The organism is Streptococcus gallolyticus subsp. gallolyticus DSM 16831 (genome assembly GCF_002000985.1).
GTDB classification, from domain to species: Bacteria; Bacillota; Bacilli; order Lactobacillales; family Streptococcaceae; genus Streptococcus; species Streptococcus gallolyticus.
Window position 1 is genome coordinate 2,476,498 of record NZ_CP018822.1, and the last position, 16,403, is coordinate 2,492,900.

The following is a 16,403-nucleotide window of genomic DNA, read 5'->3' on the forward strand; positions in this document are numbered from 1 at the left end:
TAACATTTTCTAATACGGAGTACCGTTTTGTTACGTCATATACTAGGATTTTCTCGTATTTTCTAGTAGTTTTGGTAAGGTTGGATTTTAAATCCAAGTATTTCTAACCTGCTATCCCAATTTAGGACTACAGCTATACACTCTCATTTTCCAACAATTCATATAAACCTAAAACCTTTTTAATAATGGCTTGCCTGCTGTAGAAAGGTTTATCATGAATATCAAAGAAGTTATTAAAAAAGACGGTACAAAAGTGTACCGTTCAAATGTTTATTTGGGAGTAGATAGCATTACAGGAAAGAAAGTTAAAACGACTATAACAGGGCGAACGAAAAAAGAGGTTAAAGCTAAAGCCCAGCAAGCCCAAAGCAATTTTAAAGCTAATGGGGCAACGGTATTTAAAGCAACAAATATTAGGAATTATAAGGAACTTGCTGATTTATGGTTGGAAAATTATCAAATGACGGTAAAACCTCAAACAGTAGACGTTGTAAAGAGTTATCTAACTATCCATATACTGCCAAGCTTTGGGGCTATGACATTAGAAAATATTAGCATAGTTGTTATTCAAGACTGGGTGAATAAGCTAGCTAAAAAGTTAGTAAATTTCTCTGCTGTAGTATCGGTTCATAAACGGATTTTACAATATGCCGTTACTATGCAATTAATAGACTACAATCCTGCGCGTGAGGTTATCCTCCCACGTAAACCAAAAGCAAAAACAAAGGTTAAGTATATCCCTAATGATAATCTAAAAATATTTATGGACTACATGGATAAGATAGCTCCTTATCAATACAAAGATTATTACGACAATATTTTATATCATCTCTTACTTGCTACTGGTTGCCGTTTTGGTGAGGTGGCAGCCCTTGAATGGTCTGATATTGATTTAAAAAATGGAACGGTTAGCATAAACAAGAATTACAGTCATATCTCTAACGCTGTGAGCACTGTTAAAAGCAAGGCTGGGAACAGAGTTATCAGTATAGATAACAAAACTGTTCTCATGCTCAAACAGTACAGGAACAGACAACGTCAAATATTTGTAGAAGTTGGCGCTACTGCTCCTAGTGTTTTATTTGCGACACCCACACAAACTTACATGCAAATAGGCAATCGTCAACATGCTTTAAAAACTCACTTAAAAGCGTGTAACATACCAAGATTTACGTTTCACGCTTTCAGACACACACACGCTAGTTTATTGCTCAATGCTGGTATCAGTTATAAAGAACTACAACACCGACTAGGACACGCAAATATTACAATGACATTAGACATATACAGTCATTTATCAAAAGAGAAAGAAAAAGAAGCTGTTTTCTATTACGAAAAAGCTCTCCAAAATTTGTAAAAGTCCACAAAAAGGGGAGTAAATTCAAAAACGGCGTGGTAAAGGCACCTCACAAACATTATTAAATCAACGTTTATAGGACTTTGGTTCACAAATATGTTATAATTACTTGAATTATAAAATGGAGAAAACAATGGAATACAAATTATTTGATGACTATATCACATTACAAGCATTACTAAAAGAACTTGGTATTATCCAAAGTGGTGGGGCTATAAAAGGGTATTTAGCAGAAACAACGGTTCTTTTTAATGGTCAAGATGAAAAACGTCGTGGCAAAAAAATTCGTATCGGCGATACCATCACCATTCCCGAAGAAAATGTTGAGATTCAGATTGTCGAACCAACATCAGCTGAAAAACAAGAGCACCTAGAAGCAATTGCTGAAAAAGAACGTGTCACTGCTATTGTCAAAGAGCTCAATCAGAAAAATAAAAAAGTTAAAAAACAAAATCAAGGAAAAACAAAACAAACAAATGAACGTAAACCCGTTCGTTTTCCAGGAACTTAAGCATGTGGATTCAAAAAATAACGTTAAAAAATTATCGTAACTATCTGACTAGTGAGCTTGAATTTTCTCCTGGACTTAATGTTTTCATCGGAAAAAACGCTCAAGGAAAGACAAATTTCTTAGAAGCAATTTATTTCCTTTCTCTTACCCGCAGCCACCGCACACGAACAGACAAAGAGTTGATTCATTTTGATGCCAAAGAACTTCTGGTTTCTGGTATTTTACAACGTTCAAGTGGTACTGTTCCTTTAGATATTAGTCTTTCAAGTAAGGGACGTGTTACAAAAGTTAATCATCTAAAACAAGCTAAGTTATCAGACTATATTGGTGTAATGACCGTTGTTCTTTTTGCACCTGAAGATTTACAACTCATCAAAGGCGCTCCAAGCCTTCGTCGAAAATTTATTGACATTGATTTAGGGCAAATAAAGCCGATTTATTTAGCTGATTTGTCTAATTATAACCACGTGCTAAAACAGCGTAATGCTTATCTTAAAACGGCTGAAAAAGTTGATACTGATTTTTTAGCTGTGCTTGATGAGCAATTAGCTGATTTTGGTAGCCGTGTCATGGAACATCGTTTAGATTTCATTTCTAATTTAGAAAAAGAAGCCGACCGCTATCATTATGCCATTTCAAACGGCATTGAACATCTTAGTATCCATTATCTGTCATCTGTTTCCTTCCAAGAAAAGGATGACATTAAGCCAAATTTCTTAAAAGCTTTACAAAAAAATCATCAGCGTGATATTTTCAAAAAAAATACAAGTGTTGGTCCCCACCGTGATGATTTAGAATTTTTCATCAATGATATGCCAGCAAATTTTGGCAGCCAAGGTCAGCACCGTAGCCTAATCTTATCACTAAAAATGGCTGAAATTGAGTTAATAAAAACAGTAACTGGTGATTATCCTATTTTACTTTTAGATGATGTCATGAGCGAGCTTGATAATTACAGACAAACCGAACTCTTAAAAATGATTATTGATAAAAACGTTCAAACCTTCATTACAACAACAAGCCTCGACCACCTATCACAGCTTCCGGACGAGTTAAAAATCTTTACAGTTAATCAAGGTAACATTCAAGAAAATTAAAAAAGCTGGCGTTTGCCAGCTTTTTGTTATGTTTACAGATAAGTTGACAACATTGTCAACGATTAATAAGATTTGACAATTCCTAGTAAAACAGCACCAAGAACAAAACAAGCAATACCAATTGCCAACCAACGTGTTTCTTTACGTGTTTTTGTTTCACCAAGGAAAAGAATACCACCCATGATAGAAATAACAACACCTAATTGTGAGAAGCTAAAAGCAATAGCTAAACCAGCTTTAGCAGCAGCTAATAACATGAAGATATTACCAACACCCCACATCAAACCAACGATAGCATTTTTGATAACAACTGTTTCAAATTTAACGTTGAATTTCATGAACATCATTGCACCAATAACCATACCAACAGCCATTGGGAAGATAACTGCCAACGCATCAAATTTCATGATGTTGTTGAATAAGATTGTGTAAGAAAGGTAACCAACAGTAGAATAAGTTAAAGCACGGAAACCTTTCCCAAAATCAGTCAATTCATTCGTTTCAACTTTTTCAGCATCCTGTTTACTTGTAAAATAAAAACCAATAACAAGCAAAAGTAAAGCAATGATACCAAGAGTGTATTGAACAGGTTTACTCCATTCACCAAAAACGATTGCACCAATTAAGCTACCGAAAACTAATTGAGCACCACTTGATAATGGATTCCCCACAGAAACACCCATATATTGCATAGCACGGAATTGACCATTTTGCCCCATAGACCAAAGCATACCACCAATAATTCCAAATACCCAGAGTGATACTGACATTTCTGGTTGGACAAATAACCAAACGACAAAAGCAAATAAAAGTGCTCCAATAGTCATTCCTAATGTTTGTTGATCTGGTTTACCACCAATTTTATTGCTGACAAAACCAATACTTCCCCATGCAACCATGGGAATCAATGCATATAAAATACCTTGCATTTTTTCTCCTTTACAATATGTTTTACAGCTAAGTAAACAAAGTTTACACTGTTGTAAATATGAAAATAATCGTTCATTTTGTGTGAAAACGCTTTTTCAGAAAACAAAAGAAATTTTCATTTTAAAACGAACACAGCTGTATATTCTATCACAATTACTATCACTTTGTAAAGGTTATCAAAAAAATCCCTGACAGGCATAAGCACATCAGAGATTTTTTTAATTAATTATTCTAGAAATTAATGTACTGAATAGTTTGGTGCTTCATTTGTGATTTGAACATCATGTGGGTGGCTTTCAATTAAACCAGCACCTGACATCTCAACAAACTGAGCTTTTTCGTGAAGTGCTAAAATATCTTCAGCCCCAACATATCCCATACCAGCGCGAATACCACCAAGCATTTGGAAGACGATATCAGCCACAGCACCTTTGTAAGCTACACGACCTTCGATTCCTTCTGGAACAAGTTTGTTAGCTTCATTGACTGAACCTTGGAAGTAACGGTCGCTTGAACCTTTTTTCATAGCTGCAATTGATCCCATACCACGGTATGTTTTAAATTTACGGCCTTGGTAAATTTCAGTTTCACCTGGTGCTTCATCTGTACCAGCAAACATAGAACCAAGCATTACAGCATTACCACCTGCTGCCAAAGCTTTAACAATATCACCTGAATATTTGATACCACCATCGGCAATAATTGTTTTGCCATATTCACGTGCAACAGCTGCTGCATCATAAATAGCTGTAATTTGCGGAACACCAACACCTGCTACGACACGTGTTGTACAGATTGAACCAGGACCGATTCCGACTTTAACAACATCGACACCAGCTTCGTAAAGCGCACGAGCTCCTTCTGCAGTAGCAACATTACCAGCAATCAATGTACGTTCTGGGAAGTGTTGACGAATTTCAGCAATTTTACGAAGAACACCTGCTGAATGCCCGTGTGCAGTATCAATAACAATGGCATCAGCACCAGCTTCAAAAAGTGCTTCAGCACGTTCAAAGGTATCTGATGTAACACCCACAGCCCCTGCAACTAAAAGACGACCAAATTCATCCTTAGCAGCATTAGGGAATTCAATAACTTTTTCAATATCTTTGATAGTGATAAGACCTGACAAACGTCCTGCTTCATCGACCAAAGGAAGTTTTTCAATACGGTGTTCATGAAGAATACGTTCAGCAGTTTCCAAATCAGTTCCAACAGGAGCTGTAACCAATTTTTCACTTGTCATGTGTTTAGAAATTGGTGTGTGATAATCTGAAATGAAACGCATGTCACGGTTTGTAATGATACCAACTAATTTACGATTTTCAAGAGTTTCAACAATCGGAACACCACTGATACGATAACGTTGCATCAATTCTTCTGCTTCTGAAACAGAATGTTTTGGTGTTAAGAAGAAAGGATCAATAATAACACCGTTTTCTGAGCGTTTTACTTTACGAATTTCTTCAGCTTGTTCTTGAATAGACATGTTTTTATGAACAACACCGAGACCACCCGCACGTGCAATCGCAATCGCCATTTTACTGTCAGTTACAGTATCCATAGCAGCTGTCACGATAGGAATGTTCAATGTCAAATTTTTTGCAAGTTTTGTTTGCATGTTAACTTCGTTTGGAAGAACATGACTTTCAGCAGGAATAAGTAATACGTCATCAAAAGTGTAACCTTTTTTCAAAAATTTAGTGTCCCAATTTGACATTAAATAACCCTCTTTTCTATGTATTTGTAGGGGATTTTAGCCCCCCAGCTAATTTTTTATTGTTACTATAATAACACGCCAAAATCATTTGTCAATAAAATAAATTCAATTTTTTTCCAAATTACCTTTAAAAAAACATGGTATTTTCTACCTATTATTAGACTGATTATTTTTGCAATTCTCATTTAAAACAAATGCTTTTCAACAAATAAAAACTCTAAAGTAAAAATTGTTACTTTAGAGTTTCGCTTCACTTTATTTTAGAAGTAATTGATTCCCATAGCAGCTTTAACTTCTGAAAGTGTTTGACCAGCAACTTCACGCGCTGCTTCACTTCCTTTTTCAAGCATACGGAATACTTCACCCATGTCTTTTGCGTATTCTAGGCGGCGTTCACGGATTGGCGCCAATTCACGTTCAAGAATATCAAGCAAATAACGTTTTGTTTTGACGTCACCAAGACCTCCACGTTGATAGTGTTCTTTCATAGCTGAAATGTCATCTTGATCTTCTTCACGTCCGAAAATATCAAGATAATGAAAAACCATATTTCCTTCAATTTGTCCTGGATCTTCAACACGAACATGATTAGGGTCTGTGTACATGCTCATTACTTTTTTACGAACAGTATCAGCATCATCAGACAAATAAATACCATTTCCAAGAGATTTAGACATTTTAGCATTACCATCTAACCCTGGTAAACGACCAGCTGCTTCATTTTCAGGAAAAATACCTTCTGGCTCAACCAAAACATCTGTTTTATAAGTATGATTGAAACTGCGAACGATTTCACGTGTTTGTTCAATCATTGGTTTTTGGTCATTTCCAACTGGCACATAATTCGCTTTAAAAGCTGTAATATCCGCAGCTTGAGAGATTGGATACACCAAAAATCCTGTTGGAATTGAACTTCCAAACCCTTTTTGCGCAATCTCTGTTTTTACAGTAGGATTACGTTCCAAACGTGCTAATGATACCAAGTTCATGTAGTACATGGTTAATTCAGCTAATTCAGGAATTTGACTTTGAATGAAAATCGTAGATTTAGCTGGATCAAGCCCTACTGATAAGTAGTCCAATGCTACATTTCCAACTGATTCTCTGATAATTTCAGATTCCTTAGCGTGGTCTGTCAAAGCTTGTTGGTCTGCCAAGAAAACAAACATATCGTATTTGTTTTCATTTTGCAATAACACACGATTTTTTAAACTGCCGACATAGTGTCCTAAGTGCAACTTACCAGTTGGACGGTCACCTGTCAAAATAATTGGTTTTACCATTCTATCACCTCAAAATTAATTTCAAATTAAAACAACCCCACGTAGCTAAACTACGTGAGGGCGTTATTAATACGCGGTACCACCTCAATTGATAGAAAATTTTCTACCATCTCTTACCACTATTAAAAGTTCACAGATAAATGCAAACATTATTTTCCATTATATACATCAGCCCATTCATGCAAGGGTACTACTGATTTTCAGCACCATCAGCTCTCTAAAAGTACGCGTTTACATTACTCTTCTGAATCTTCTTCATTTTATGAAATTCTAGAAACTTTGTCAAGCTAATAGCTATTTTCCTAGGAAATTCTCGCTTTCTTAGAAAGAATAATTATACAGTTTCTTCGGGAATTTCTTTTTAATAAAATTAAAAAATGAGAATTATACATCGTAATCAACTTTCTTTCACATAAATCTTGACGAGTATCTTCTTCTTTGCAATAATAGAATCGTTTGTTATAAAGAAGAGGGTTATTATGAAGAAAAAATTAATTGATTTTGGGCTCGTTACAGTAGGAGCCTTTATTGCTGCTATCGGTTTTAACAGTTTTTTCCTAGAGAATCACATTGCATCTGGTGGGGTTGTTGGTTTAGCTGTTAGTTTGAAAGCTTTATTTGGTTGGAATACTGGGAATTTTGTTATGATTTCAAATTTTCCACTCCTTATAGCTTGCTGGCTTTTCCTAGGAAAAGAGACATTTGTAAAAACCGTTTATGGGTCATGGATTTATTCTATTTTTGTTAAACTAACTGAAGGTGTGCCAAATTTAACAGACAATCCTTTGTTAGCTGCGCTTTTTGGAGGTATTATTTGTGGTTTTGGTTTAGGGGTTGTCTTTTGGGGAAATTCTTCAACAGGTGGAACAGGTATTATCACCCAAATTCTCCATAAATACACACCACTTCCTCTTGCCGTTGCAATGACAATCGTTGATGGTTGTAGTGTTGCGATGGGATTTGTCGCCTTTGACATTGACACAGTTATGTATTCTATTATTGCATTGATTACGATTGGTTATGTCGTTAATAGCATGCAACTTGGGGTCACTTCATCACGAAATATCATGATTGTTTCGCCTAAGAATGATTTAATCAAACATTATATTTCTACGAAAGCAGACCGTGGGGTCACTGAAATTCCAGTTACTGGTGGTTATTCAGGTGAAAATCATACCATGCTAATGACAACTGTTTCTCGTCAAGAAGTCCCTCGTTTAGAAAAAAATATCCAAAAAATTGACGAAACTGCCTTTATCGTCGTTATGCCTGCTACACAAGTTATGGGACGTGGATTTAGCCTCAAAAAATACTATAAACTTGACGAAAAAGACATCATTTTACCAATGTAATGCAAAGCCCCGCTTTCTCTGATTGAAAATTGGGGCTTTTTCATGTACAATGAAGCTTATAGATAAATATTATGAGGTGAAAAATTGCTTACAGTTTCTGATGTATCACTACGTTTCAGCGATAGAAAACTGTTTGATGAGGTTAACATCAACTTTACAGCTGGAAATACCTATGGTTTAATCGGTGCCAACGGTGCAGGAAAATCAACATTTTTAAAAATCTTGGCAGGAGATATTGAACCAACAACAGGTCATGTTTCCCTTGGTCCAGATGAACGCTTATCAGTTCTTCGTCAAAATCACTTTGACTATGAAGAAGAACGTGCTATTGATGTTGTTATTATGGGAAATGAACGCCTTTACAACATCATGAAAGAAAAAGATGCTATCTACATGAAACCTGATTTTTCAGACGAAGATGGTGTCCGCGCTGCCGAGTTAGAAAGCGAATTTGCAGAGCTTGGCGGTTGGGAAGCCGAAAGCGAAGCTTCTCAATTACTTCAAAACTTAAACATTCCAGAAGACCTTCATTACCAAAACATGAGTGAATTAGCCAATGGTGATAAAGTGAAAGTCCTTCTTGCCAAAGCTCTTTTTGGTAAACCTGACGTCCTTCTCCTTGACGAACCAACCAACGGTCTTGATATTCAATCCATCTCTTGGTTAGAAGATTTCTTGATTGACTTTGAAAATACTGTTATTGTCGTTTCCCATGACCGTCACTTCTTGAATAAAGTATGTACGCACATGGCTGACCTTGATTTCGGTAAAATCAAACTTTACGTCGGTAACTACGACTTCTGGAAACAATCTTCTGAGCTTGCTGCTCGCTTACAAGCAGACCGCAATGCTAAAGCAGAAGAAAAAATTAAAGAATTGCAAGAATTCGTGGCACGTTTCTCTGCCAATGCTTCTAAATCAAAACAAGCCACATCTCGTAAGAAAATGCTTGATAAAATTGAATTAGAAGAAATTGTTCCTTCTAGTCGTAAATACCCATTTATTAACTTCAAAGCAGAACGCGAACTTGGTAAAGACCTCTTAACTGTTGAAAATTTATCCGTTAAAATTGATGGAGAAACTGTCCTTGATAATATCAGCTTCATCCTACGTCCAGGTGATAAAACAGCTTTCATTGGACAAAACGATATTCAAACAACAGCTCTTATTCGTGCTTTGATGGATGACATCGAATACGAAGGTACTATCAAATGGGGTGTCACAACTAGCCGCTCTTATCTTCCAAAAGATAATTCACGTGACTTTGCCTCTGGTGAATCAATTCTTGAATGGCTTCGTCAATTTGCTTCTAAAGAAGAGGACGATAACACATTCCTTCGTGGATTCCTTGGACGCATGCTTTTCTCTGGTGACGAAGTTAACAAATCAGTTAGCGTATTGTCAGGGGGAGAAAAAGTGCGCGTGATGCTTTCTAAATTGATGCTCCTCAAATCAAACGTTCTTGTCCTTGATGATCCAACAAACCACTTAGACTTGGAATCAATTTCAAGCTTGAATGATGGGCTGAAAGATTTCAAAGAATCTATTATCTTTGCAAGTCATGACCATGAGTTTATTCAAACACTTGCTAATCACATTGTCGTAATTTCAAAAAATGGAGTTATTGACCGTATCGATGAAACTTATGATGAATTTCTTGAAAATGAAGAAGTTCAAGCCAAAGTTAAAGAACTCTGGAAAGATTAATCTCTTAATAATTTCCCGACGTTTACACAAACTTTACAATATAGAGAAAAGAAACAGGTTGGGATAAGCTATCTCAACCTGTCTTACTAAAGCTATGACATTAAAATCTTTAAAACCAAACATTAATACTCTTTACTACTTAGCAGCATTTGCTCTGCCATTTCTTATCTTATTTTTCGCCTTATTGTCTGAAGATATTTCATTCAATAGTGACACGACTATTTTAGCTAGTGACGGTTTCCACCAGTATGTCATTTTTGCTGAAAATCTACGAAATATTTTACACGGTTCAGATAGTATTTTTTACACCTTTACGAGTGGTTTGGGACTAAACTTCTATGCTCTTATCAGTTACTATCTAGGAAGCTTCTTCTCACCTTTCGTTTATTTCTTCAGTCTAAAGAGCATGCCTGATGCTATTTATATCTTTACATTACTGAAAGTTGCTTGTATGGGGGTAAGTTGTTTTTATAGTCTCAGACAACTCTACCCTAAAGTGCTGAAACCTTTCAGCATCGTCTTATCGACTTCTTATGCATTGATGAGTTTTGCTATCAGCCAAATTGAAATTAATATGTGGCTTGATGTATTCATTCTTTTGCCTTTAATCATTTTAGGAATTAATCGCTTATTAGGTCAGCAAAAATTCATCCTTTATTACCTAAGTTTAACGATTCTCTTTATCCAAAACTATTATTTTGGATACATGGTTGTTATCTTTTTAATTCTTTATTTCCTTGTTCAATTAACTAAAGAATTTAAATGGAAAGTCATTCTACGAAAATTTATTAACTTTACAGTTGTGTCAATCTCTGCTGGTCTCTCTAGCTGCATCATGCTGCTACCAACTTACTTAGACCTATCTACACACGGTGAGGAATTTTCTAAGTTTACAGAGTGGTTTACAGATGCGTCATGGTTCTTTGATTTATTTGCTAAGAATTTTGTTGGCTCTTATGACACAACAAAATTTGGTTCTATTCCGATGATTTACGTGGGAATTTTCCCATTGATATTAGCTATTATTTTCTTTACGATTAAATCAATCAGGTGGCAAACTCGTTTAGCTTATGGCATAATGCTTGCTCTCATTGTTGCTAGTTTTTATCTTGAACCATTAGACCTTATCTGGCAAGGTATGCATTCGCCAAATATGTTTCTTCACCGCTATTCTTGGACATTCTCTATTCTTATCATCCTATTAGCAGCTGAAACATTATCTCGTTTAAAAGAATTAACACTCAAGCAATATCTTATTGGGATTATTCCCTTGGCTCTTGGATTTATTGTTACAGCGTTGTTCCAAAGTCATTATGACTTTTTAGAACCTTCGCAAGTCATTATCACCTTTGCTTTCTTAGCTGCTTATGCTATTATACTCATCAGTTATGTAAATAAGTATCTATCATTTAAACTCTTTGTCAGCTTTACACTTATCTTTACAATTTTTGAAATATCATTAAATACTTATTATCAAATTGCAGCCCTTGATAGCGAGTGGGTCTTTCCTTCTCGACAAAGTTATAATCGTAATTTGACAGACATTGACAAACTTGTCAACGAAACACAAGAACTGAATACTACTTTCTATCGTACTGAAGAATTGTTACCTCAAACTGGCAATGACAGTATGAAATATAATTACAATGGTATCTCTCAATTTTCATCTATCCGAAACACGACCTCTAGTAGCACATTAGACCGGCTTGGCTTTAAATCAACAGGGACTAATCTCAACCTTCGCTACCAAAATAATACCTTGCTGATGGATAGTTTATTTGCTGTGAAGTATAATCTTTCTGAAACTAGTGTTGATAAATTTGGTTTCAATTATGTTGACGGTTCTGGCAATGTGTCACTTTATGAAAATCAATATGCTAGTCAACTAGCTATTTTAACGAATGGTATTTACAAGGATATTGACTTTGGTGTCAACACGCTTGACAACCAAACTAATTTTATCAATAACTTGACAGGATTATCTGAGAAATACTTCACACGTTTAGCTTCTCAACTAACAGGTGGTGCTAATTTGCTTAATAACCGAGTCACCACTACAAATGATGGTCAGTTGACAACAAGTGCTACTTATCAAGTCACTGTCACTGCTAATACTCAACTTTATGTAAGTGTCCCTAACATTACTTTCTCTAATGATAATAGTGAATCTGTTCAAATTACAGTTAATGGAAAAACGACAGAATACACAACCGATAATGCTTACAGCTTCTTTGACCTTGGTTACTTTGAAGAAGGACAAACGCTTGACATCACATTTACTTTCCCTGAAAATAGTCAAGTTTCCTTCAATCAACCTAATTTTTATGCTTTAGATTTAACAAGTTATCAAAAAGCTATGGCGATTATTGACAATCCAGACGTTACCGTTACAACTGATAAAAATACCGTTACTGCTACTTATAAAGCAGACGAAGATAGTTCATTATTCTTCACCATTCCATATGATAAAGGATGGACAGCTACACAAAACGGGAAAAAACTTACGGTTTCAAAAGCGCAAGATGGTTTTATGAAAGTTGATGTAAAAGCTGGTGAAGGTAAAGTAACGTTAACTTACATCCCAAATGGTTTTAAAGAAGGAGCTTACCTATCCATATTAGGAATCATCCTTTTCCTTGCTTATATGATTGCACGAAGAAAGTATCATTTAAGGATAAAAGCAGGCTAAAATTTAGCCTGCTTTATTTTTAGGTATTAAAAAATCCTAAGTAAACTTAGGAAGGTGTCTTATCACTCCGGCAGTAGGACTCGAACCTACGACATCATGATTAACAGTCATGCGCTACTACCAACTGAGCTATGCCGGATAAAGAAAAAAACTGCTAGGCAGTAGTTTATAGTCCGTACGGGATTCGAACCCGTGTTACCGCCGTGAAAAGGCGGTGTCTTAACCCCTTGACCAACGGACCAGAAGCTTTAAGGATTTCTCCTCAACACTCATACTATTATATCAGATATTTTTTCTTTGTCTATAGTTTTTTTCAATTTTTTTACGTTTTTTTACAAAAATTATCGGTAAAAAATGTAAAACAGTCAAATCATAAAAAATAGTTATCAAAATAGGATTTATAGGTATTTTTTTATAAAAAATGATTAGTAGAAATTCACACTATTTCTCGCTTACTTCCTAATCATGATTTATTGTTATGAGTTGATTTTTAGTTGACAGCATAGTCGATATTTTGATAGAATGATTAAGTTGATATGGTCTCATAGCTCAGCTGGATAGAGCATTCGCCTTCTAAGCGAACGGTCGCAGGTTCGAATCCTGCTGGGATCAAATCTCAAGTCGGCTCAAGCCGGCTTTTTTTTATTTTTAACAAATGTTTCACATGAAACAAAGCAACTAAAAAAGAGTAGTAAGAAGACATGGTAAATTAACTCCTTTACTACTCTTTTATTATATCACCATAGGTTAAATTACTTGTGGTAAGGGCTTCCTTGTTGAATCATAAAAGCACGGTAAATTTGTTCTGATAGAACTAAACGCATTAATTGATGAGGTAGGGTTAATAAACCAAAACTCAAGCGCAAATTAGCACGTTTTTTGACCTTATCTGCTAAACCAAGGCTTCCTCCAATCACAAAAACAATATCAGAATAGCCTCTTAATGTCGCATCAGCAATAACTTGACTAAAAGCTTCAGAAGATAGTTGTTTTCCCTCGATGGCTAGGACAATAACATAATCACGCTCTGAAATCTTTGCTAGGATGCGTTCGCCCTCTTTTTCCATAATTTGCTGATTTTGTGCAGCACTAGCATTATCTGGTGTTTTTTCGTCTGCTAACTCGACAATTTCAAATTTTGCAAAGCGACTCATGCGTTTTCCATATTCGGCAATACCGTCTTTTAAATATTTTTCTTTTAATTTTCCAACAGCGATAATTTTTACTTTCATAGCTCCATTTTACCACATATTCACAAGCTTTTCACACCTTATCCACATGTTCATAAATCATCAACATGGCTTTTAGTAGCTTTGAATCAGGATTTTTTCACATTTTTAAAAAGTTTTCCACAGGTTGTGGATTACTTTATTTTTTTTTACTTTTAAGGTATAATTAAGTCAATTTTTATATGCTATCCAAGAAAAATGGGAGGTAGAGACGTGAAAAAAATAAAATTACCAAATTTACCCAAGTTGCCAAAATTTAATTACAAAAATTGGTTAAAACCATTGGGTGTCATTTTAGTCGGCTTTATAGCTGGTATCGCAGGTACAATACTCGTCCTAAATATGGCAGGTATTTCAATCACTAACGTCAGTGGTTCAAGTACAAAAACAACAACAAGTAGCGTAAGCTATTCTAACTCTAACGATACAACAAAAGCTGTGGAAAAAGTTCAAGACGCAGTTGTATCTGTTATTAACTACAAATCAGACTCGTCGTCTTCTACAAGTGACCTCTACAATCAAATGTTTGGCAATGATTCAGACAGTAGTAGCGATTCAAGCTCTACAGATGATTTGACTGTTTACAGTGAAGGTTCTGGGGTTATTTACAAAAAAGATGGTGATTCTGCTTATGTCGTCACTAACAATCACGTTATTGATGGGGCCGAACAAATTGAAATCATGCTTGCTGATGGAACAAAAGTTGTTGGTGAGCTAGTCGGAGCAGATACTTATTCAGATATTGCCGTTGTCAAAATTTCTTCTGACAACGTATCTACAGTTGCTGAATTTGCCGATTCTGATAAATTGACTGTCGGTGAAACTGCTATCGCTATTGGTAGCCCACTTGGTACTGAATATGCTAACTCTGTAACACAAGGTATTGTCTCAAGTCTTAGCCGTACAGTAACCATGACAAATGATGATGGTGAAACTATCTCAACAAATGCTATCCAAACGGATGCAGCGATTAACCCAGGTAACTCTGGTGGTGCTTTAATTAACATTGAAGGACAAGTTATCGGTATCAATTCAAGTAAGATTTCATCTACATCAAGTTCTGGTGAATCTGTCGAAGGTATGGGATTTGCCATTCCATCTAACGATGTTGTATCCATTATTAACCAATTGGAAGAAAATGGGCAAGTTATCCGTCCAGCACTTGGTATTTCAATGGTAAACTTGAGCGACCTTTCAACAAATGCAATTGCTCAACTTAACATTCCAACAAGTGTAACAAGCGGTGTCGTTGTGGCGGCTGTTCAATCTGGTATGCCAGCTGAAGGTAATCTCGAACAATATGATGTCATCACAGCTATTGACGACCAAGAAGTAACATCTACTTCAGATCTTCAAAGTATCCTTTATACTCATTCTGTTGGTGACTCTGTCAAAGTAACCTTCTACCGTGGAACTGATAAGAAAACAGCCACAATTGAATTAACTAAGACAACACAAGATTTATCTTCCTCAAACTGATAACAAATAATAACTAATGAAAATGAAGCTGAGCATTCCTCAGCCTCATTTTTTAAGGATAAAAGACTTATGCCTGAAACACTCATATTAATCAAAATTGAAAATATCTCACCTAATCCCTACCAACCCCGTTTAGAATTTAAACAAGAAGAGCTAGAAGAACTAGCACGTTCGATTAAAACTAATGGGCTTATTCAGCCGATTATCGTCCGAGAATCAACTGTCTTTGGTTATGAGCTTATTGCTGGTGAACGACGTCTAAGAGCCTCAAAAATAGCAGGTTTAACCGAAATTCCTGCTATCATAAAAAATATCTCCAATCAGGAGAGTATGCAGCTAGCTATCGTTGAAAATTTGCAACGTTCTGATTTGAATCCAATCGAAGAAGCAAAAGCTTACCAGCAACTTCTGGAAAAAAATCAAATGACCCATGAAGAATTAGCACAATTTATGGGAAAATCTCGCCCCTACATTACCAATTGCCTCAGATTACTTAACCTTCCTAAAAGTCTCTCTGATGCCGTTGAAAAAGGTGAGCTGTCTCAAGGACACGCGCGTGTTCTTTTAACCCTTAAAAGTGCTGAAGAACAAGAGAAGTGGTATCAAAAAATTCTAGCAAATGATATTAGCGTTAGAAAACTTGAACATTTACTAAAACCTGCTAAAAAGAAAAAAAATCGTCCCAAAAAGAAAGATATTTTCATTCGAAATCAAGAAGAAGAATTGACCAAACAGTTAGGACTTCCTGTTAAAATTATCGTCTCTAAAACTGGCACAAAAGGAGAGGTGAGTTTACATTTTCAATCTGAAGAAGACTTAAACAGAATTATCAACAAGCTAAAATAGCTTGTTGATTTCTTTTTTTATTTTTCACAGTTTTCCACAGAAAAAACAGCCTATAATCCCCAGTTTTATCACACTTTCTTTGTTTTCCACACCCTGTGGAAAACTTTCGTAAACAATGTGGATTTTTTATTTCCACCGTTGTGGAAAACTTTTATTTTTTATGTTAGAATAGGTATTGAATTATCCACAAAAAGGAAACTACT

The 16,403-nt window shown here is 35.6% G+C and carries 12 protein-coding genes, 3 tRNA genes and 1 other annotated feature; of the genes, 9 read left to right on the forward strand and 6 right to left on the reverse strand.

Annotated elements, in window-relative coordinates; genetic code table 11:
* Positions 1-214 precede the first annotated feature (214 nt).
* The 3 genes from BTR42_RS12375 to recF all read left to right on the forward strand — a co-directional run bounded on the left by BTR42_RS12375 (position 215) and on the right by recF (position 2,965).
* Positions 215-1,357: a tyrosine-type recombinase/integrase gene (locus BTR42_RS12375; RefSeq protein WP_077497982.1), complete on the forward strand. Its 1,143-nt coding sequence runs from the start codon at positions 215-217 to the stop codon at positions 1,355-1,357.
* A 133-nt stretch (positions 1,358-1,490) separates the two neighbouring features.
* Positions 1,491-1,868 (forward strand): S4 domain-containing protein YaaA, encoded by a 378-nt coding sequence (gene yaaA, locus BTR42_RS12380; RefSeq protein ID WP_039692637.1) that lies wholly within the window; start codon positions 1,491-1,493, stop codon positions 1,866-1,868.
* A 2-nt stretch (positions 1,869-1,870) separates the two neighbouring features.
* Positions 1,871-2,965: a DNA replication/repair protein RecF gene (gene recF / locus BTR42_RS12385; RefSeq protein ID WP_077497983.1), complete on the forward strand. Its 1,095-nt coding sequence runs from the start codon at positions 1,871-1,873 to the stop codon at positions 2,963-2,965.
* A gap of 62 nt (positions 2,966-3,027) precedes the next feature.
* On the opposite strand, the gene BTR42_RS12390 is transcribed toward recF, so the two are convergent.
* The 3 genes from BTR42_RS12390 to trpS form a co-directional block, all read right to left on the reverse strand.
* Positions 3,028-3,894, reverse strand: coding sequence for a GRP family sugar transporter (locus BTR42_RS12390; protein ID WP_074582177.1), 867 nt, complete (start codon positions 3,892-3,894; stop codon positions 3,028-3,030).
* Between the two features lie 239 nt (positions 3,895-4,133).
* Complete coding sequence (guaB, locus tag BTR42_RS12395) at positions 4,134-5,615, reverse strand: IMP dehydrogenase (protein WP_009855215.1); 1,482 nt, start codon at positions 5,613-5,615, stop codon at positions 4,134-4,136.
* Between the two features lie 260 nt (positions 5,616-5,875).
* Positions 5,876-6,898, reverse strand: a complete 1,023-nt coding sequence (gene trpS / locus BTR42_RS12400) for a tryptophan--tRNA ligase (protein ID WP_074658526.1) — start codon at positions 6,896-6,898, stop codon at positions 5,876-5,878.
* A gap of 53 nt (positions 6,899-6,951) precedes the next feature.
* Positions 6,952-7,160, reverse strand: a binding site (T-box leader).
* Between the two features lie 217 nt (positions 7,161-7,377).
* Here trpS and BTR42_RS12405 point away from each other — a divergent pair.
* The 3 genes from BTR42_RS12405 (at position 7,378) to BTR42_RS12415 (ending at position 12,646) form a co-directional block, all read left to right on the forward strand.
* A complete protein-coding gene (locus tag BTR42_RS12405; protein ID WP_003067016.1) occupies positions 7,378-8,250 on the forward strand; it encodes a YitT family protein in 873 nt (290 codons plus the stop codon).
* Positions 8,251-8,334: 84 nt separating this feature from the next.
* Complete coding sequence (locus BTR42_RS12410; protein ID WP_009855218.1) at positions 8,335-9,957, forward strand: ATP-binding cassette domain-containing protein; 1,623 nt, start codon at positions 8,335-8,337, stop codon at positions 9,955-9,957.
* Positions 9,958-10,051: 94 nt separating this feature from the next.
* Positions 10,052-12,646, forward strand: coding sequence for a YfhO family protein (locus BTR42_RS12415; RefSeq protein WP_077497984.1), 2,595 nt, complete (start codon positions 10,052-10,054; stop codon positions 12,644-12,646).
* 65 nt (positions 12,647-12,711) lie between these two features.
* Here BTR42_RS12415 and BTR42_RS12420 read toward each other — a convergent pair.
* Positions 12,712-12,785: transfer RNA gene (locus BTR42_RS12420), tRNA-Asn, on the reverse strand.
* A 30-nt stretch (positions 12,786-12,815) separates the two neighbouring features.
* Positions 12,816-12,887: transfer RNA gene (locus tag BTR42_RS12425), tRNA-Glu, on the reverse strand.
* Between the two features lie 297 nt (positions 12,888-13,184).
* Here BTR42_RS12425 and BTR42_RS12430 point away from each other — a divergent pair.
* Positions 13,185-13,258, forward strand: a tRNA-Arg gene (locus tag BTR42_RS12430).
* Positions 13,259-13,398: 140 nt separating this feature from the next.
* Here BTR42_RS12430 and rlmH read toward each other — a convergent pair.
* Positions 13,399-13,878, reverse strand: a complete 480-nt coding sequence (gene rlmH / locus BTR42_RS12435) for a 23S rRNA (pseudouridine(1915)-N(3))-methyltransferase RlmH (RefSeq protein ID WP_009855220.1) — start codon at positions 13,876-13,878, stop codon at positions 13,399-13,401.
* Positions 13,879-14,088: 210 nt separating this feature from the next.
* Between rlmH and BTR42_RS12440 the strand changes: the two genes are divergently transcribed.
* Positions 14,089-15,354, forward strand: a complete 1,266-nt coding sequence (locus BTR42_RS12440) for a S1C family serine protease (RefSeq protein ID WP_077497985.1) — start codon at positions 14,089-14,091, stop codon at positions 15,352-15,354.
* 69 nt (positions 15,355-15,423) lie between these two features.
* Positions 15,424-16,200: a ParB/RepB/Spo0J family partition protein gene (locus tag BTR42_RS12445; protein WP_074658518.1), complete on the forward strand. Its 777-nt coding sequence runs from the start codon at positions 15,424-15,426 to the stop codon at positions 16,198-16,200.
* Positions 16,201-16,403: the final 203 nt, after the last annotated feature.

Coding starts and splice junctions, on each gene's coding strand:
- BTR42_RS12375 (WP_077497982.1), top strand. CDS start 215: ATGAATATCAAAGAAGTTATTAAAAAAGACGGTACAAAAGTGTACCGT.
- yaaA (WP_039692637.1), top strand. CDS start 1,491: ATGGAATACAAATTATTTGATGACTATATCACATTACAAGCATTACTA.
- recF (WP_077497983.1), top strand. CDS start 1,871: ATGTGGATTCAAAAAATAACGTTAAAAAATTATCGTAACTATCTGACT.
- BTR42_RS12390 (WP_074582177.1), bottom strand. CDS start 3,894: ATGCAAGGTATTTTATATGCATTGATTCCCATGGTTGCATGGGGAAGT.
- guaB (WP_009855215.1), bottom strand. CDS start 5,615: ATGTCAAATTGGGACACTAAATTTTTGAAAAAAGGTTACACTTTTGAT.
- trpS (WP_074658526.1), bottom strand. CDS start 6,898: ATGGTAAAACCAATTATTTTGACAGGTGACCGTCCAACTGGTAAGTTG.
- BTR42_RS12405 (WP_003067016.1), top strand. CDS start 7,378: ATGAAGAAAAAATTAATTGATTTTGGGCTCGTTACAGTAGGAGCCTTT.
- BTR42_RS12415 (WP_077497984.1), top strand. CDS start 10,052: ATGACATTAAAATCTTTAAAACCAAACATTAATACTCTTTACTACTTA.
- rlmH (WP_009855220.1), bottom strand. CDS start 13,878: ATGAAAGTAAAAATTATCGCTGTTGGAAAATTAAAAGAAAAATATTTA.
- BTR42_RS12445 (WP_074658518.1), top strand. CDS start 15,424: ATGCCTGAAACACTCATATTAATCAAAATTGAAAATATCTCACCTAAT.